Below are 15,696 nucleotides of genomic sequence, written 5' to 3'. Positions count from 1 at the left end.
GAGAACCGGTGAAACGCAGAACGGTCGCGGTCGGGGTCGGAGTCGCCGTGGTGGCCATGACGGCCGTGGGGCTGGGTATCGCCGCCGGCTGGGTACCGGAACCGAAGGACGACCAGGCTGTCGTCCCGCAATGGCTGGAGGGCGTGGGTGGCAAGGAAGCGGCCGCGTACCTGCGCGTGCAGATTCCCGCAGACGCCCAGGACGTGAAGGGGGCGGGCGTGGACGGCTGGGACGCCGACAGCTACCTCCTTTCCTTCACCGTGCCGCACGCCGAGGCCGAGGCGATCGCAGCCGATCTGCGCCTCGACCAGCCGCTGAAGTCCCAAACTCCGCTGCCTCCGAAGGAGCCCCCGGCCCCGGTGTCGTTCGCACACCTGGGTCTGCCCAGTCCCGACACCGTGCCGAACGCGCGCACGGGCAGCGTGTGCCCGCCGTGCGTCGGCGACAAGCGCAGGGCCATGCTCCAGACCATCGGCATCACCCTCCAGGACCTGGGAGGCGGGATCACCCGGGTGTACCTCGGGGGGCAGTGAGCGACTGGTTCAAGGAGCCGAGGCGAGAAACCACCAGCCGGTACGGGCCACCCGCTTAAGGACACCCGTCTCGAAATGGATCCCGGGGTCCCGTACTTCGCCGCAAGCGGATGGAGGCGGTACGAGTTGCCGTTGCGCTCCTCGCTGCGCGGTCTGAGCACGATGTTCCGCTGGCTGGCCGGCCCCGACCTGGTCCTGACCGCGGTAACCCGCCCGGTCCGCGCCCCGGCACCCGCGCTGACCCCGGTTCCCGTGCCCTCGTAGAGTCCGGGCATGAGCACCACATCTCCGTCTCTGCGCCTGGTCCCGGTCACCGCCGACAACATCGACGCGGCCTGCGCCATATCCGTCCGCCCCGACCAGCAGCACCTGGTCTCGCCGGTGGTCAAGTCCCTGGCCGAGGCGTACGTCCACCCCGGCGTCGCCTGGCCCCGGCTCATCGTCGACGGCGACGAGCCGGTCGGCTTCGTCATGGCCTTCCTCGACATCGCCTGGAACCCCGCCGAGAACCCGACCGACATCCGCTCGGGCATCTGGCGCCTCAACATCTCCGCCGCCCACCAGGCCAAGGGCTACGGCCGCTTCGCCGTCGAGGCCGTCACCACCGAACTCCGCCGCCGCGGCACGACCCGCGCGTACGTCACGTACGAAACGGGCCCGGGCACCCCGGCCCCCTTCTACGCCGGCCTCGGCTTCCGCCCGACGGGCGAACTGAGCGGCGCCCAGACGGTCGCGGAACTCGCGCTGTAGACCTGGTGGCTCAGGGCCCGGGAGCCGGCCAGGCCACGGTCGTCTCGGCGGGCCGCGCGTAGTCGACACCCTCGACACCCCACCCGTACAGCTCGCGGATCTGTCCCATGAACCAGTCCGCCCCGCCCTGCGCGCGCTCCAGTCCGGCCTCCGGGTCCGCCCACAGCTCGCGCACCCGGCCCTGGACCACGTCGTCCAACTCCCAGCCGTCCAGCCGGATGCGGCCCTGCTCGTCGAGAACCAGCGGCGCCGCTCCCGTCAGCTGCTCCCACAGCTCCCCGGCCTGCTCGGCCGTCGTCCTGAACCCGTCTCCGAGTACGGTCCGCAGGAACGCCGTGTACAGGGCAATGGACGGGATCGCGCTCGACGCCTGCGTCACGGCCGCGCCGGCAACCGCGGTGAACGCCCGGCCGGCGTCTCCCAGCTCGGCGTCCAGGTGCCCGGCGGTGCGCTCCAGGTCCTCCTTCGCCGCACCGATGGTGCCCTGCCGGTAGATGGGCGCCGTCAGCTCCGAGCCGATGTAGGAGAGTGCCACGGTCGTGAATCCCTCGGCCAGCAGGCCGCGCCCGGCCAGAGCATCCACCCACAGCCGCCAGTCCGCGCCGCCCATCACCTGCTCCGTCGCGTGCCGTTCCTCGTCGGTGGCCGCCTCCAGGGTCACCTGTGCAACCTTCGGGATGTGACCGGAGAAGTCCAGCGCCGGGGCCTCGTACCGCCCGCCAAGCGGCTTGATCACCGAGTGGTGGACCGTGCCGGTCGCCGGGTCGGTGCGGCGCGGAGCCGCCAGGCTGTAGATCAGGTAGTCGACTTTGCCGTACCGCTCCTCCACCAGGTCCAGCACCTGCTCTTTGCCCGCCTGGGAGAACGCATCGGTGTTGACGAACACGAAGTCGCGGCCGGCGGCCCGGGCCAGGGCGTCGGCGGCCGCGGTGCGGTACCAGCCGGCCGTTGCCGTGCGCCGTTCGGTCTCCGCACCCTCGAAGGCGACACCCACGCCCCGGATCCCGTGCCGGCGCAGCCCCGTCAGCAGCGTGGCCAGCCCGTACCCGGCGCTGTGCCCGAGGAGCAGTACCACCGGGCTGCTGCTGTCGGTGCGGGGCGGGATCTGCTCCCACATCCGGTGCACGGTCTCAGCGGCCCCGTCCGGGTGGGAGTTGACGATGAGGAAGCCGCGCTGCTTCGGGTCGATGTGGCGAAGGCTCACAGTGCGTCCGTTCCGTTCGGTACGAGCCGGCGAGGATGGCCACCAGCTCGGCCAGGGCCAGGTCTCGCTCCAAATGTCAGTCTGCGGGGAGCGTATTGACGCCCTCGCCCGCGATCCGTGCCGGCTTGGCACGGAGAACACGCTCGGTCGTTGTCACCTTCAGCATTGACGATGTTCCTGACATTGCATTCACGTTCAATTCATTGCAACGCTCCGACGCTCATTATTGCGTTAATCGCGAAGGCCATTGCAATGATTTCATGGCTCTGAACGGCATAAACATCATCTGCATGCAACGAAGTCGTTGATGAATCCTTGAAGGCAACGTAGCGTTTCTCTCGTCGGAAACGCCCCGGCAGCAAGCTGGATCAAGGAGAGCCGTCATGCAGAAGTTCCAGACCCCCGCCCCGATCGCCGCCGTCCTCGACATCCCGGCCGGCCGGATCCGCTTCATCGCCGCCGACCGCACCGACACCACCGTCGAGGTCCTGCCCGCGGACGCCTCCAAGAGCCGCGACGTCAAGGCCGCCGAGCAGATCCAGATCGCCTACACCGACGGGGTCCTGCGGATCGAGGCCGCGCCCGCCAAGAACCGGATCCTGGGCAACTCCGGTGCCGTCGAGGTCACCGTCCAGCTGCCGGCCGGCTCCCGCGTCCAGGCCAAGGCCGCCAGCAGCGAGCTCCGCGGCGTCGGCCGCCTCGGCGACGTCACCTTCGAAGGCGCACACGCCACCGTCAAGCTCGACGAGACCGCCGCCGCCACCCTCACCCTCCAGGCCGGCGACATCACCCTCGGCCGCCTCGGCGGACCCGCCCGCATCACCACCCACAAGGGCGACCTCCACATCACCGAAGCCACCACCGGGACCGTCGAACTGCGCACCGAACACGGCGAGATCACCATCGGCGCCGCCCGCGGCACCTCCGCCTCCCTCGACGCCGGCACCGGATACGGCCGCATCCACAACGCACTCCAGAACACCAACGGCACCCCCGACCTCGCCATCCAGGCCACCACCGCCTACGGCAACATCACCGCCCGCACCCTCTGACCCCCAACCCCCCAGCCTCCGAGGAGCACCCGTCATGAAGAACACGCCCCACGGGACCACCGAGCTGCAGAAGACCATCGAGGAGATAGTCGACTCCGGTTTCACCGGGCTGGAGTTGCGCGTGAACGACGAGCGGGGCGAGTGGGTCGGCCGCGCCGGGGTGGCCGAGCTGGGCGGGAGCGCCAAGCCGCCGGCCAACGGCCGGGTCCGGATCGGCAGCAACACCAAGACCTTCACGGCGACCCTGGTGCTGCAACTGGTGGCCGAGGGAAGGATCGGGCTGGACGACCAGGTCGCCGACCACCTGCCCGACTTCGGGCTGGACCGGCGGATCACGGTACGGATGCTGCTGCAGCACACCAGCGGCGTGTTCAACTTCACCGGCGAGTACTACGACGACGGGTCCTTCGCGCCGGGTATCCCCGTCAAGGGCAAGGAATGGGCGGACAACCGCTTCACGACCTACCTGCCGCAGGAGCTGGTGCGGCTGGCGTTGTCCGAGCCCGCGCGGTTCGAGCCGGGAACGGACTGGAGCTACTCCAACACCAACTACGTGCTGGTCAGGCTGCTGATCGAGGAGGTCACCGGCCGCTCGCTCGCCGAGGAGATGCAGCGCCGGATCCTGGACCCGCTCGGGCTGTCGGACACCCTGCTGCCGGAAACCCGGGAGGAGATGCCCGAGCCGCACGCCCACGCCTACTACCGGTACGAGGAAGCCGGCCGGGAGAAGACGGTCGACGTCACCCGCCAGAACCCCTCCTGGATCTCCACCGGCGGTGACATGGTCTCGACCACCCGGGACCTCCACACGTTCATCTCCGCTCTCATGCGCGGCGAGCTCCTGCCGGCCCCGCTGCTGGCCGAGATGTGCACGCCCCATCCCAAAGTCGGCTACGGCCTGGGGGTGCTCGTGCAGGAGACGGACGGCGGCGGCACCGTCATCACCCACAACGGCGGCATCACGGGCCACGCGGCGCTGATGTACAGCACGCCCGACGGCTCCAGGACCCTGACCGCCGCGGTGAACTACGTGGACGATGCCGAGATGTCCCTGGCCGTGCCGTTCCAGAAGGCGACGCAGAGGCTCGTCAAGGAGGTCCTCGGACCGAAGGCCTGAGCACGGGACTCAGCGAACCGGCAGCACCACCGTGCGCGGTGGCTGCGCCGCCTCCGGGGCGGCGGCCGGGCCGCTGCCCGTGCGGAACTCCTGGGGACTGATGCCCCGGACCCGCTTGAAGGCCGTCGACAGGGCGAAGGCCGAACCGTAGCCCACGCGCCGGGCCACCGTCGCGACCGTGGCGTCCGGTTCGCGCAGCAGGTCGGCGGCGAGCGCGAGGCGCCAGCCGGTCAGGTAGGCCACCGGCGGCTCGCCCACGACCTCGGCGAACCGGCGGGCCAGGGAGGCCCGCGAGACGCCGACCTTCAGGGCGAGCTCCTCGACGGTCCAGCCGTGGGCCGGGTTCTCGTGGAGCAGCCGCAGCGCCGGGCCCACCACCGGGTCGCTCTGGGCGCGGTACCAGGAAGGGGCGCCGCTCCCGGGCGCCGCCAGCCAGGTGCGCAGGACCCCGATCAGCAGCAGGTCGAGGAGCCTGTCCAGGACGATCTCCTGGCCCGGTTCGTCCTTGGAGATCTCCGAAGTCAGCAGGGTGACCAGGGTGTTGTCGGCGGCCTCGGCCGGACGGACCAGGATGGTCGGCAGCGCGCTCAGCAGCCGGCGGCCGATCTCGCTCGGCGCCTGGTAGGTGCCGCTCAGCATCACGGCCGAGCCGGCGTCCTGGAAAGAGTCGCCCCAGGTGCGCACGCCGAGCGCCATCGTGTCGGTGACGTCCTCACCCTCCTCCGTACTGCACCGCTGCTCGGGGCCGACGGTGATCTGCACGGGGGTGCCGGGTGCGTCGGAGACCGTGTAGGGGTCGGGGCCCCGTACGACGGCCACGTCTCCCGGCCGGATCAGGACGGGGGCGGCGTGGTCGGGCACCAGCCAGGCGTCGCCGTGCACCATCGTGACGACGGAGAGCGGGGCCCGGTCCTCGACGCGCAGCGACCAGGGCGGGTTGAAGACGGACTTGAGGAGGAAGGCCCCACGGGCCTTGGGCCCTTCCAGCAGACCGGTCAGCGTGTCCATGTCCCACATCCTCTCGAACAACGCCGCGAAGCGCCCGCTCTCCCGCGGGGGACGGAAAGAGAGCGGGCGCCGTACGCGGGGGTCCTACGCCGCCGAACCGCGGCCGTGCAGGGTCAGCGCCCGGCCCAGGGCGGCCAGCGCCGCCGTACAGGCCACGGTGCGGACGATGTTGCCGGAGGTCCAGCGGCCGCCGAAGCGGGAGCGGGCCGCGGCGGCGTCGGCGCCGGCCTTGGCGAGCTGGTTGTTGAGGGGGATGTTCACGACCGCGGTCACGGCCAGCGACAGCCCGTAGAGGGCGAAGGCCAGCCAGCCCCAGCGCGCCGCGTCCGGCCGGCCACCGCGCTGCTGCTGGGCGGCCGCCACCCCGGTGGCCAGGAAGGCGCCGAGGAACAGCAGGCCGAACAGGCCGTTGTCGATGGCCTCGTTGATGTTGCGCATGGCGGTGACGTACGTCTGGTCGTCGCCGCGGCCCAGGCCCGGCATCACCGAGATGTCGAAGGCGAAGTAGAGCCCGGCCATCAGGCCGGTGCCCACGGTGGCGGCCACCAGGGTCACGGATTGCGTCGTCGTGCCGGTCACTTGAGGATTCCCTTCAACGTGCGTGCGTAGCGCTTCTGCAGCAGCGTCGCACCGATCAGGCGGACGGGCGGCGGAATGGTCGCGGAGACGTGCGCGACCGACTGCTGGGACGCGCCGTCGAACATCCACGGCTGGAGGTACGTCATCACGCGCATCGGCGCGCTGGAGACGACCTTGCGCTCCTCGGCCAGGTAGGCCCGCTCGCCGAGGCGCTCGAAGACGGGGAAGACGATGCGCTCCTCGTCGCGGAGGTGGTCGCGCAGCACGCCCTCGAAGGTCTGCGCGGCCCGGACCAGGTCGTCGCCGCGGCGGGCGATCGCCGTGGAGACGGCGGCCATCGCGGCGTCCAGCTCCTCGTGGTCCTCGTGCAGTTCACGCGCCTGCGCGTCGAAGTCGGCGTCCCGGCGGCGCAGTCCCGGCCACAGGACGTCGTCCTCGCTGGTGTGGTGCCATTCGATGACCTCGCGCAGCCGCTGCCACCACTCGGCTCCCGCGCCGTTCCACGCCGGGGCCGCGGCGCGCAGCCGGGCCGCGTCGCGTCGCATGGCGATGTGCATCAGGGCGAATCCGTGGAAGTACGGGGGAAGGGATTCCAGTCCGTGTTCGCTGGAGTACGTCCGGGGCGTGGGCATGGGAACCTCCTGTGGCCCCGAGTACCGGGCGGCGGCCGTACCAGAGTCGCCGCCCGGTCAAGGAGCGGTAGGGATGGAGCGGGTGGTGAGCAATGCGCGCCGTCAGACGTTCCAGACGCCGGTGGCCGCGGCCTCGCGGGCGTAGTCCGCGAAGTCCCTGGGCTTGCGGCCCAGGGCTTCCTCGACACCGTTGACGAGGTGCGCGTTGCGGCCGTCGAGGATCATGGTGAACAGGTCGGCGAAGTCCTCCGGGAGGCCGTGCTCGCGCAGCACCGCCCGGTACTCCTCGTTGGTGACGGAGACGTACTTGATCTCGCGCCCGGTGGCCTTCGACAGCTCGGTGGCCACGTCGCTGAAGCTCAGCAGGCGCGGGCCGGACAGCTCGTAGGTCTTGCCGATGTGCTTGTCGTCGGTCAGCGCGGCCGCCACGACGTCGGCGATGTCCTCGGCGTCGACGAAGGCCTCCACGGCGTCCCCGGTCGGCAGGGTGATCTCGCCGGCCAGTACGGGGTCCAGGAAGAAGCTCTCGGAGAAGTTCTGGGCGAAGAAGCTGGAGCGGACGATCGTCCAGTCCGCGCCGGAGGCCTTCAGGTTGTCCTCGGCAACCGCCGCGGCCTCCTCGCCTCGGCCGGACAGCAGCAGGAGGCGGCGGGCGCCCTTCGCAACGGCCACCTTGGCGAACTCGCCGACCTGCTCGGCGGCACCGGGGAAGGCGAGGTCGGGGTAGTAGGTCACGTACACCCGGTCGACGCCCTCCAGCGCCGGCTCCCAGGTGGCGGGCTCGTTCCAGTCGAAGGCGGGCGAGCCGCTGCGGGAACCGATGCGCACCTGGCGGCCGAGGGCGGTGAGCCGCTCGGCGACGCGCCGGCCGGTCTTGCCGGTGCCGCCGATGACGAGGGTGATCTGCGTGTTCTGCGCGTTCTGAGTCATGAGTACAGTCAAGTCCAGTCTCGCGAGACGGGCCATAGCCACAAAGCTCAGTTCCATATGCGTGCGTCTACGGGTGGTCGCCCGGAGCGCGACGGGGAGCATGTGGCTTCGGCATGAGCCCGAGAATCGTAGGCATGCCTCCAGAGGGCGGGCCAGGGCGTCCCGAGCGGTCTTCGACCCCTCGTGGACCGGCCGTTGAGGAGGTCTTGAGCGGCCCCCGACCGGCCCCCGATCCGCTCCCGACCCTGCCCCGACCGCTCCTCTACGGCAGGACTTGAGCGGTTCTCATGTCTCCCCCGGCACCATCGGGCCCTGGAGTAACGACCCGCCGCTGGGAGGCCGCATGAACGCCACTCCGGATCATCCGGAGCTCGACCGGTTGTCCGCCGACCTGGCGGGTCTGCTCGGACGGATCGGGCTCGACCCGGCCGGCGAGTGGCCCGCGCGCCGGGACCGCATCGACGTCCGTTTCTCGGCCTCGGCCGCCCGCCATCCGGGCCGGGTCGCCGCCCGGGACGCGGAGGGGGAGGCGACCTACCTCGAACTGGAGTGGCTGGCCGACGACATCGCGCGGCGCCTGTCGGGCCGGACCGGCCCCGGCTCCGCCGTCGCCGTCCGCGCGGAGCGCTCCTGCACGGCCGCCGGCGCCGTGGTCGGCGCACTGCGCGCCGGGGCGGCGGTGCTGCCGCTGGAGCCCGGACACAACGCGGGGCTCCAGGAGTTCCTGATGCGCGACGCCGGCGCCGAGATGGTCGTCTCGGACGGTGGACTGCTGCGCGACGAGATCCCGGTGGCCAAGGCGGGCCGGTTCGTCATCGCGGTACGGCCGGAGATGGCGATGCGCCGCGAGATCCCGCCGAAGACGGCCTTCATGGCGCTGCCCACGGGCGGCGGCCCGGGCCGTGCCCTGGCCGTGCGGCCGGTGTCCCACATGGACGTGCTGTCGTGGGTGGACGCCTGCGTGCCGATGCTGGAGTCGGGCCCGGACGACGTGTGGACGTACTTCCACTCCATGAGCCTGGACCTGGGCATGCGGGAGATGTGGGGCCCGCTGCTGTCGGGCGGCCGCGCCGTCGTCGTGGACCGGGACACGGCCCGCGACGCGCGCGCCTTCGCCCGGCTGCTCGCGGAGCAGGAGGTGACGGTGGTGACGCAGCTGCCGTCCGCGTTCGCACGGCTGACCGTGGCGGCGCGCGCGGCCGGGACCGGCCTGCCGGCCCTGCGCCACGTCCTGCTGTCGGACGAGCCGGTGGACGGCGCGGTCCTCGCCGACTGGCGGTCCGCCGGGATCGCCCCGCAGGCCCTCGCCTGGGACGTGTCGGGGTCGCCGTCCGTCCTGTGAAGGACGGGGCACGAGCGGCCGAGAGGGCCCCGGACGGTAGACCGTCCGGGGCCCTCTCGCACGCCCGCCGCCGCCCCCGACCCCGCCCGGGGCGGCGGACGGCATCAGTAGTTCCCCATCCCGCCGCACACGTTGAGCGCCTGGGCGGTGATGGAGGCGGCCAGGTCGGTGGTCAGGTAGCCCACCAGGCCGGCCACCTCCTGGGGCGTGGAGTAGCGGCCGAGCGGGATCTTCGATTCGAGCTGCTCCTGGACGTAGTCCTCGGTGGTGTCCCACACCTGCGCGTAGCCGCTGCGCACGCGCGCCGCCATGGGTGTCTCCACGTAGCCGGGGCAGACCGCGTTGACGGTGGTGCCGGTCGGCGCGAGCTCCCGGCCGAGGGCCTTGGTGAAGCCGACGACGGCGTGCTTGGAGGCCGAGTAGGGGGCGCCGAGCAGCACGCCCTGCTTGCCCGCGGTCGAGGCGATGTTGATGATGCGGCCCCAGGGCTCGGCGCCGAGGCCACCGCTGTTGAGCACTTCGCGGGTCAGCAGGAAGACGCTGTTGAGGTTGGTGTCGATGACGTCGTGCCACAGCTCGTCGGTGATGCCGGCGGTGGCGCCGCCGCCGCTGCGGCCCGCGTTGTTGACCAGGATGCTGACGGGTGCGCCGTACGCCGCCACGGCCGCGGCGACCAGGCCCTGCACTGCGGTCCGGTCGCGGACGTCGGCGGCCGCGCCCTCCACGGTCAGGCCCTCGGCCTGGAGGTCCGCGACGGTCTCCTTGACCTTGGCTTCGGTGCGGGCGCAGAGGAACACCCGGTGCCCTCGGGCGCCCAGGTCCCGGGCGATGGCCAGTCCGATGCCGCTGGTGGCTCCGGTGACCAGGGCCACGGGTCGCTCGGGGGCCTTGTCCATCGCCTTCACCGTCATCCTCATCCCTCCGTCGCTCGCCTCTACTTCTGGAGCGTCTCGCAGGGAACTCGTGGCGCGGCTGAAGTGGGATGGAGGCGGCCCCCACGCGACCTGCGGGGCGTCCTAGGCCGTCTCTTTCGGATCTTGCCGGTTAAGCCCGCGTCGTCCGGTGCCGTGCATCGCAAGGCGGAGAGGCTCCCGATTACTGGACGTACTTGGGTGCCTCGACAACGCGGCGAGGTGCGGTGCCGGGCGGCGCGGGTCAGGCCAGATCCGGAAGAGACGGCCTAGCGCTGCCGCCAGCTGCCGGCCTGGCGGAACGCGCCGGCCGGGGCTCGGTCGCGGCGGTCCCAGCCGGCCGGCACCGTGCGCGGCGGCTCCGCCTGCGGCGCGCCGGACCGGTTCAGCAGCAGGGCCGTCAGCACCGCCAGGACGGCGGCCGTCTCGGTCGCGTCGGGATCCCCGCCGACGATCCGCCACGTCTGCGGCGCGCCGGGCGCGTGGGGCGCGTGGGGCGCGGCCGCCGCCTGCCCGGCCGTCATACGGGCGGGTTGCCGTGCTTGCGCGACGGCAGGTCGGCGTACTTGGTACGGAGCATGGCCAGCGCCCCGACGAGCACCGAGCGGGTCTCGCCCGGGTCGATGACGTCGTCGACGAGCCCGCGTTCGGCGGCGTAGTAGGGGTGCATCAGCTCGGCCGTGTACTCCTTGATCTTCTGTGCGCGCATCGCGTCGGGGTCGGCGGCGGCGGCGATCTCCCGGCGGAAGATGACGTTCGCCGCGCCCTCGGCGCCCATGACGGCGATCTCGTTGGTCGGCCAGGCCAGCGCGAGGTCCGCGCCGATGGAGCGGGAGTCCATGACGATGTAGGCGCCGCCGTAGGCCTTGCGCAGGACGAGCGAGATCCGCGGGACGGTCGCGTTGCAGTAGGCGTAGAGCAGTTTGGCGCCGTGCCGGATGATCCCGCCGTGCTCCTGGTCCACGCCCGGCAGGAAGCCGGGCACGTCGACGAGGGTGACCAGCGGGATGTTGAAGGCGTCGCAGAACTGCACGAAGCGGGCCGCCTTCTCGCTCGCGTGGATGTCGAGCACCCCGGCGAGGCTGGCGGGCTGGTTGGCGACGAAGCCGGTGACGTGCCCGTCCATCCGGGCGAGCGCGCACACCACGTTGGTGGCCCAGGCCGGCTGGACCTCGAAGTACTCGCCGTCGTCGACGACCTCCTCGATGACCTTGCGGATGTCGTACGCCTGCTGCGGGTTGGCCGGGACGAGGGAGGACAGCGCGTCGGTGCGCCGGTCGGCCGGGTCGTCGGTGGCCTCGCGGGGTGGTGTTTCGCGGTTGTTGGCGGGCAGCAGCGAGAGCAGGTGCCGTACGTCCTCCAGGCAGGCCGGCTCGTCCTCGTAGGCGAAGGCGGCCACTCCGGAGACCGCGGCGTGCACGTCGGCGCCGCCGAGCCCGTTCTGGGTGATCTCCTCACCGGTCACCGCACGCACCACGTCGGGGCCGGTGATGAACATCTGCGAGGTGTTCCGCACCATGAACACGAAGTCCGTCAGCGCGGGCGAGTAGGCGGCGCCGCCCGCGCACGGGCCGAGCATCACGCTGATCTGCGGGATCACACCGGAGGCCTTGGTGTTGCGCTGGAAGATCCCGCCGTAACCCGCGAGGGCGGAGACGCCCTCCTGGATACGGGCGCCCGCACCGTCGTTGAGCGACACCAGCGGCGCGCCGGCCGCGAGGGCCAGGTCCATCACCTTGTGGATCTTCTCGGCGTGCGCCTCGCCGAGGGCGCCTCCGAAGATGCGGAAGTCGTGCGCGAACACGAAGACGGTGCGGCCCTCGACGGTGCCCCAGCCGGTGACCACGCCGTCGGTGTAGGGCTTCTTGCCCTCCAGCCCGAAACCGGTGGCGCGGTGCCGTCGCAGGGCCTCGATCTCGTGGAACGACCCTTCGTCGAGCAGCAGGCCGATCCGCTCGCGGGCGGTCAGCTTGCCCTTGGCGTGCTGCCGTTCGGTGGCCCGCTCGTCCGGGCCGGCCACCGCGTGGGCCTTGATGGCGGCCAGTTCCGCGGCCGGGTCGAGGGCCGGCAGGGGTGGCGCGTCGGTGATGGTCATCTGCTCCTCCAGGTCTGACGGGTCTGACGATGGCGGGTCTCAGGGCGCCCGGTGCAGCGTGAGGTGGCCGCGCCGCCTGGCCGGTCGCGCGAGGTGGGGGGACGGCGCGCCGAAGGCGGCGCCGGCGGCCGCGAGGACCGGCTCGGCAGGGGCGGCGGCGAGCCGCTCCTCCCGCAGGACCTCCGCGAGCGCCCGCCCGAAGCGGTCGACGTCCGCTGCGGTGTTGTCGTGGTGGACGGAGGCGCGCAGCGCGGTGGGCGCCTCCTGCCCGGCCGGGTGGAGCGGGTTCTCGTCCGCGACGGTCTTCCACACGACGACCCCGCGCCGGGCCAGTCCCCGGCGGATGGCCGCGGCCGGGATCTCGCCGTGCCGGAAGGCGAGGATGCCGGCCTGTTCCCGTCCCGAGGCGAGCAGGTGCATCCCGGGCGTCCCCTCGACGACGGCGCGCAGCCGCGGCAGGAGGTCCTCGTACGGGAGGGAGCCGGCGGCGGTGTGGTGGGCGAGGGCGGCGTGCAGGGCGGCGACGGCGGCCGGGGCGGGCGCGGGGGCCTGTGCGAGCCCTTCCCGCGTGCCGGGGGCGGCGTACGCGAACCCGATGCCCTCCGGACCGCGCAGGAACCTCCAGCCGTCCGCGGTGAGCAGGTGGCAGCCGATGCGCGCGGCGTCGACGGGCAGCCGGCCGACGGAGTGGGAGGCGTCGACGGCGTAGCGGGCCCGGTGGGGGGCGAGGAGCCGGCCGATGTCCTCGACCGGGTTGACGGTTCCGCACGCCGAGGAGACGTGGGCGACGGAGACGAGGGCGACGTCCTCGTCGAGGTGGTCCCGCATCCACTCCAGGTCGAGGTCCCCGTCCGCGCGCAGCGGCACCACCTCCAGCCGGCACCGGCTGCGGTCGCGCAGGGCGTGCAGGGCGGTCAGGTGGGCGACGCCCTCGTGGGGGGTGGTCCAGATGCGGTCGCCCGGGCCGAGGGCCGTGCCGGAGAGGAAGGCCTCGAACGCCTCGGCCGCGCCGGTGGCGAGGACCGTGTCGCCGGCGGGAACGCCCAGCAGGCCGCCGAGGCGTTCGTGGATCCCCGTGTGCAGGACGGCGCCGAGGCGCTCCCGGAGCGCGGCCGGCCCGAAGCGGTCGTCGAAGGCCGTGCAGTCGGCGAGTACGGCGCGTACCCCGTCCGGCATGCTGCCCGTGCCCGCGGTGTTCAGGTGGGCCGTTCGTTCCCCGTCGTACGTCGGCGCGTTCATTTCAGGGGCCTCCCCCCGCTGTCGGGGCCGCGGCACGTCCACGACCCTGATGTACCAAGCATTGCCAACAGGCTTGGCAATACATTGCCCAGCGCTTGGCAGTTTTGGCAATATCGGGCAACGGCCACTCAGGCGAGACTCTAGTTCCAGGCCCCTTGGCAACCTTTGGCAAGGCCCCACCGGACTCCCGCCCCGTCAATTTCCTTGCAGGTCAGAGCCGTTTAAGCGGGGTTCTCCACTCCACCTCAAGCGATCGGCGAGCGAATTCCAAGCGGGCGTTGCCAAGCTTCTTGGCAGAGGACTTGCCAAGAAGAATCAAACAGTTGCCACGGAGGAGTCACCATGAAGAACATCGCCCGCCTTGTCGCCACCGCCGCTCTCGCCGCCGCCGCCGTCCTCACCGCGGGCGGCATCGCCCAGGCCGACGGCGGGAACATCGACTGGCCGGTCGCGCCCGCATCGGCCGGCGCCCCGGCCGCCGGCGCCCCGGCCACCGCCCAGATCGACTGGCCGTAACCGAAGGTGGCTTGAACTCCACTAAAGAAAAGAGATGGAAAACGTCTACCCCGGCTAGCGTGCGCGGCACGGGGGCGGTTCCTTTCGCCACCGGTGGCAGAAATGCCTGGTAACTCGACGAGTGCGGAGGGGAGACCGTGAGGATTCAGGTTCTGGGTCCGTTGAGTGCCGAGGTCAACGGGGGTTCCATCGTTCCGACCGCGGGAAAGCCGCGGCAGGTTCTTTCGCTTCTCGCGCTGTATCCCGGACGGGTCATACCCGTTCCCACTCTCATGGAGGAAATCTGGGGAACCCAGCCGCCGCAGAGCGCGCTGACCACCCTCCAGACGTACATCCTCCAATTGCGCCGGCGGCTGGGAACCGCCATGGGCCCCGACGCCCCGGGCAGCGCCAAGGACGTGCTGGCGACCCGGCACGGCGGCTATCTGCTGCAGATCCCCGAGGACACCGTCGACGTCCACGACTACGAGCGCCTCACCCGTGAGGGCCAGGCCGCCTTCGAGACGGGTGACGACCAGGTCGCCGCCGCCCGCCTGCGGGCCGCGCTGGACCTGTGGCGGGGCCCGGCACTGGTCGACGTACGGGTCGGGCCGATCCTCGACATCGAGGTGATGCGCCTGGAGGAGAGCCGCCTGGTCACCGTGGAACGGCGGATCGACGCCGACCTGCGGCTCGGCCGGCACTCCGAACTGATCGCCGAGCTCACCGAGCTGACCGCGCGCCACCCCCAGCACGAGGGACTGCACTCGCAGGTCATGGTCGCGCTGTACCGGTCGGGGCGGCAGGCGACCGCCCTCGACGTGTACCGCAGGCTGCGGGCCCGGCTGATCGAGGACCTCGGCGTGGAGCCGTCACCCCAGTTGCAGCGCCTGCACCAGGCCATGCTGGCCGTCGACCCGCAGCTCGACGTGCTCGCCGGACCGCGGCACACCTCGACGTTCGACCTCTTCGCCGCCTAGCCGCCTATCCGGCAGGCCGGCAGGCCCGCCGGCCGACGGGTCAGGGGCGCGGCCGGTGCGCCTCGCCGACCAGGTAGCGGCCCTGGACGAGGTGGGTGGCGAAGCTCCACTCGCCGGCCACGGGCTCCGCGGCCCGCGCGTCCGCCGCCTCGGTCAGGACCACCCGGCCCTCGCCGTCGAGGCCGAACCCGAAGGTGGAGAAGCGCCGTCGGCCCCCGTGCCCGAGCGCCTTGGTGTAGGCCTCCTTCAGGGTCCACAGCCGCAGCAGCCGCGCCCGGCGCTCGTCCTCGGGCAGCGCGTCGAGTGCGGCGTCCTCCTCCGCCGTGCACACGTGGCCGCGCAGCAGCCCGACGGAGATGTCGCGGTCGGCGGGCTCCGCGTCCACGCCGATCGGCCCGGTGCGGCTGACGCCGACCACGACCAGCTCGCCGGTGTGCGCCAGGCTCACCTCCACCCCGGCGGCCGGCCCCCGCAGTTCGGGCCGCCCGCCCGGCCCGTAGCCCAGGTCCAGGGTGTCCACGGGCACTTCGAGGGCGGTGGCGGCGGCGTACTTCATGACGAAGCGCGATACGGCGAACCGCATCCGCCCGGCCGCGGCGGGCGTCTGCCGGAAGCGCGGCCAGTCGTCCCCGAGCAGCGGGCGCAGCGCCGGGTCGAGCAGCACGGCGGTCAGCCACTGGCCCCAGGTGGTGCACACGACCGCCCGCCCCGCGTCGTCGAGCCGCTCGCCCACCTCCTCCCAGGGGCCCTCCGGCCCGGGAACGTACAAGGGGGCGGACCCCGTCAGCGTCGCCGCGCCCTGGATCGGTGCCATCCGCGGACTCCTCCT

At 72.1% G+C, this 15,696-nt stretch carries 18 protein-coding genes; 8 read left to right on the top strand and 10 right to left on the bottom strand.

Annotation, left to right across the window (positions count from 1 at the left end):
- Positions 1 to 8 precede the first annotated feature (8 nt).
- The 3 genes from ACFTXQ_RS23210 to ACFTXQ_RS23200 all read left to right on the top strand — a co-directional run bounded on the left by ACFTXQ_RS23210 (position 9) and on the right by ACFTXQ_RS23200 (position 1,283).
- Positions 9 to 533, top strand: coding sequence for a hypothetical protein (locus ACFTXQ_RS23210; protein WP_382643679.1), 525 nt, complete (start codon positions 9 to 11; stop codon positions 531 to 533).
- Between the two features lie 75 nt (positions 534 to 608).
- Complete coding sequence (locus ACFTXQ_RS23205) at positions 609 to 797, top strand: hypothetical protein (RefSeq protein ID WP_382643677.1); 189 nt, start codon at positions 609 to 611, stop codon at positions 795 to 797.
- Between the two features lie 9 nt (positions 798 to 806).
- On the top strand, positions 807 to 1,283 hold the full coding sequence (locus ACFTXQ_RS23200) for a GNAT family N-acetyltransferase (protein ID WP_382643675.1): 477 nt from the start codon (positions 807 to 809) through the stop codon (positions 1,281 to 1,283).
- A 10-nt stretch (positions 1,284 to 1,293) separates the two neighbouring features.
- On the opposite strand, the gene ACFTXQ_RS23195 is transcribed toward ACFTXQ_RS23200, so the two are convergent.
- The gene (locus ACFTXQ_RS23195; protein ID WP_382643673.1) at positions 1,294 to 2,487 is read right to left on the bottom strand and encodes an enoyl-[acyl-carrier-protein] reductase FabV; all 1,194 of its coding nucleotides are present in this window, start codon (positions 2,485 to 2,487) and stop codon (positions 1,294 to 1,296) included.
- A gap of 383 nt (positions 2,488 to 2,870) precedes the next feature.
- Here ACFTXQ_RS23195 and ACFTXQ_RS23190 point away from each other — a divergent pair, with 383 nt between their 5' ends.
- Complete coding sequence (locus ACFTXQ_RS23190) at positions 2,871 to 3,539, top strand: DUF4097 family beta strand repeat-containing protein (protein WP_382643671.1); 669 nt, start codon at positions 2,871 to 2,873, stop codon at positions 3,537 to 3,539.
- A gap of 34 nt (positions 3,540 to 3,573) precedes the next feature.
- Complete coding sequence (locus ACFTXQ_RS23185) at positions 3,574 to 4,656, top strand: serine hydrolase domain-containing protein (RefSeq protein ID WP_382643669.1); 1,083 nt, start codon at positions 3,574 to 3,576, stop codon at positions 4,654 to 4,656.
- Between the two features lie 9 nt (positions 4,657 to 4,665).
- Here the strand turns inward: ACFTXQ_RS23185 and ACFTXQ_RS23180 are convergent, their stop codons facing one another.
- From ACFTXQ_RS23180 to ACFTXQ_RS23165, 4 genes are all read right to left on the bottom strand, one after another.
- Positions 4,666 to 5,664, bottom strand: a complete 999-nt coding sequence (locus tag ACFTXQ_RS23180; protein ID WP_382643667.1) for an AraC family transcriptional regulator — start codon at positions 5,662 to 5,664, stop codon at positions 4,666 to 4,668.
- A gap of 84 nt (positions 5,665 to 5,748) precedes the next feature.
- Positions 5,749 to 6,243 carry a DUF1772 domain-containing protein gene (locus ACFTXQ_RS23175; protein ID WP_382643665.1) on the bottom strand — a complete coding sequence of 165 codons (495 nt, stop codon included), beginning with the start codon at positions 6,241 to 6,243 and terminating at the stop codon, positions 5,749 to 5,751.
- Positions 6,240 to 6,875, bottom strand: coding sequence for a hemerythrin domain-containing protein (locus ACFTXQ_RS23170; RefSeq protein WP_382643663.1), 636 nt, complete (start codon positions 6,873 to 6,875; stop codon positions 6,240 to 6,242). The genes ACFTXQ_RS23175 and ACFTXQ_RS23170 overlap by 4 nt, the downstream gene beginning before the upstream one ends.
- Before the next feature lie 102 nt (positions 6,876 to 6,977).
- On the bottom strand, positions 6,978 to 7,805 hold the full coding sequence (locus ACFTXQ_RS23165) for an NAD(P)H-binding protein (RefSeq protein ID WP_382643661.1): 828 nt from the start codon (positions 7,803 to 7,805) through the stop codon (positions 6,978 to 6,980).
- A gap of 343 nt (positions 7,806 to 8,148) precedes the next feature.
- On the opposite strand from ACFTXQ_RS23165, the gene ACFTXQ_RS23160 reads away from it, so the two are divergent.
- Positions 8,149 to 9,147, top strand: a complete 999-nt coding sequence (locus tag ACFTXQ_RS23160) for an AMP-binding protein (protein WP_382643659.1) — start codon at positions 8,149 to 8,151, stop codon at positions 9,145 to 9,147.
- 104 nt (positions 9,148 to 9,251) lie between these two features.
- Here the strand turns inward: ACFTXQ_RS23160 and ACFTXQ_RS23155 are convergent, their stop codons facing one another.
- The 4 genes from ACFTXQ_RS23155 to ACFTXQ_RS23140 form a co-directional block, all read right to left on the bottom strand.
- A complete protein-coding gene (locus tag ACFTXQ_RS23155) occupies positions 9,252 to 10,058 on the bottom strand; it encodes an SDR family NAD(P)-dependent oxidoreductase (protein ID WP_382643657.1) in 807 nt (268 codons plus the stop codon).
- 269 nt (positions 10,059 to 10,327) lie between these two features.
- Positions 10,328 to 10,582, bottom strand: coding sequence for an acyl-CoA carboxylase epsilon subunit (locus tag ACFTXQ_RS23150; RefSeq protein WP_382643655.1), 255 nt, complete (start codon positions 10,580 to 10,582; stop codon positions 10,328 to 10,330).
- Positions 10,579 to 12,153: an acyl-CoA carboxylase subunit beta gene (locus tag ACFTXQ_RS23145; RefSeq protein WP_382643653.1), complete on the bottom strand. Its 1,575-nt coding sequence runs from the start codon at positions 12,151 to 12,153 to the stop codon at positions 10,579 to 10,581. The genes ACFTXQ_RS23150 and ACFTXQ_RS23145 overlap by 4 nt, the downstream gene beginning before the upstream one ends.
- A gap of 39 nt (positions 12,154 to 12,192) precedes the next feature.
- Positions 12,193 to 13,392 carry an aminotransferase class V-fold PLP-dependent enzyme gene (locus tag ACFTXQ_RS23140; RefSeq protein WP_382643651.1) on the bottom strand — a complete coding sequence of 400 codons (1,200 nt, stop codon included), beginning with the start codon at positions 13,390 to 13,392 and terminating at the stop codon, positions 12,193 to 12,195.
- Positions 13,393 to 13,734: 342 nt separating this feature from the next.
- On the opposite strand from ACFTXQ_RS23140, the gene ACFTXQ_RS23135 reads away from it, so the two are divergent.
- Both ACFTXQ_RS23135 and ACFTXQ_RS23130 read left to right on the top strand, forming a co-directional pair.
- On the top strand, positions 13,735 to 13,908 hold the full coding sequence (locus ACFTXQ_RS23135; RefSeq protein WP_382643649.1) for a hypothetical protein: 174 nt from the start codon (positions 13,735 to 13,737) through the stop codon (positions 13,906 to 13,908).
- A gap of 137 nt (positions 13,909 to 14,045) precedes the next feature.
- On the top strand, positions 14,046 to 14,867 hold the full coding sequence (locus tag ACFTXQ_RS23130; protein WP_382643647.1) for a BTAD domain-containing putative transcriptional regulator: 822 nt from the start codon (positions 14,046 to 14,048) through the stop codon (positions 14,865 to 14,867).
- 40 nt (positions 14,868 to 14,907) lie between these two features.
- On the opposite strand, the gene ACFTXQ_RS23125 is transcribed toward ACFTXQ_RS23130, so the two are convergent.
- Positions 14,908 to 15,681, bottom strand: a complete 774-nt coding sequence (locus tag ACFTXQ_RS23125) for a 4'-phosphopantetheinyl transferase family protein (protein ID WP_382643645.1) — start codon at positions 15,679 to 15,681, stop codon at positions 14,908 to 14,910.
- Positions 15,682 to 15,696 lie beyond the last annotated feature (15 nt).

Source organism: Streptomyces sp. NPDC057010 (assembly GCF_042673805.1).
Taxonomy (GTDB): Bacteria; Actinomycetota; Actinomycetes; order Streptomycetales; family Streptomycetaceae; genus Streptomyces.
This window is presented reverse-complemented; position numbering and strand designations above follow the sequence as displayed.

Excerpts from the sequence above, each read along its gene's own strand:
- ACFTXQ_RS23205 (WP_382643677.1), top strand. The coding sequence starts at position 609 with ATGGATCCCGGGGTCCCGTACTTCGCCGCAAGCGGATGGAGGCGGTAC.
- ACFTXQ_RS23200 (WP_382643675.1), top strand. The coding sequence starts at position 807 with ATGAGCACCACATCTCCGTCTCTGCGCCTGGTCCCGGTCACCGCCGAC.
- ACFTXQ_RS23190 (WP_382643671.1), top strand. The coding sequence starts at position 2,871 with ATGCAGAAGTTCCAGACCCCCGCCCCGATCGCCGCCGTCCTCGACATC.
- ACFTXQ_RS23185 (WP_382643669.1), top strand. The coding sequence starts at position 3,574 with ATGAAGAACACGCCCCACGGGACCACCGAGCTGCAGAAGACCATCGAG.
- ACFTXQ_RS23180 (WP_382643667.1), bottom strand. The coding sequence starts at position 5,664 with ATGGACACGCTGACCGGTCTGCTGGAAGGGCCCAAGGCCCGTGGGGCC.
- ACFTXQ_RS23170 (WP_382643663.1), bottom strand. The coding sequence starts at position 6,875 with ATGCCCACGCCCCGGACGTACTCCAGCGAACACGGACTGGAATCCCTT.
- ACFTXQ_RS23165 (WP_382643661.1), bottom strand. The coding sequence starts at position 7,805 with ATGACTCAGAACGCGCAGAACACGCAGATCACCCTCGTCATCGGCGGC.
- ACFTXQ_RS23160 (WP_382643659.1), top strand. The coding sequence starts at position 8,149 with ATGAACGCCACTCCGGATCATCCGGAGCTCGACCGGTTGTCCGCCGAC.
- ACFTXQ_RS23155 (WP_382643657.1), bottom strand. The coding sequence starts at position 10,058 with ATGACGGTGAAGGCGATGGACAAGGCCCCCGAGCGACCCGTGGCCCTG.
- ACFTXQ_RS23150 (WP_382643655.1), bottom strand. The coding sequence starts at position 10,582 with ATGACGGCCGGGCAGGCGGCGGCCGCGCCCCACGCGCCCCACGCGCCC.
- ACFTXQ_RS23145 (WP_382643653.1), bottom strand. The coding sequence starts at position 12,153 with ATGACCATCACCGACGCGCCACCCCTGCCGGCCCTCGACCCGGCCGCG.
- ACFTXQ_RS23140 (WP_382643651.1), bottom strand. The coding sequence starts at position 13,392 with ATGAACGCGCCGACGTACGACGGGGAACGAACGGCCCACCTGAACACC.
- ACFTXQ_RS23135 (WP_382643649.1), top strand. The coding sequence starts at position 13,735 with ATGAAGAACATCGCCCGCCTTGTCGCCACCGCCGCTCTCGCCGCCGCC.
- ACFTXQ_RS23125 (WP_382643645.1), bottom strand. The coding sequence starts at position 15,681 with ATGGCACCGATCCAGGGCGCGGCGACGCTGACGGGGTCCGCCCCCTTG.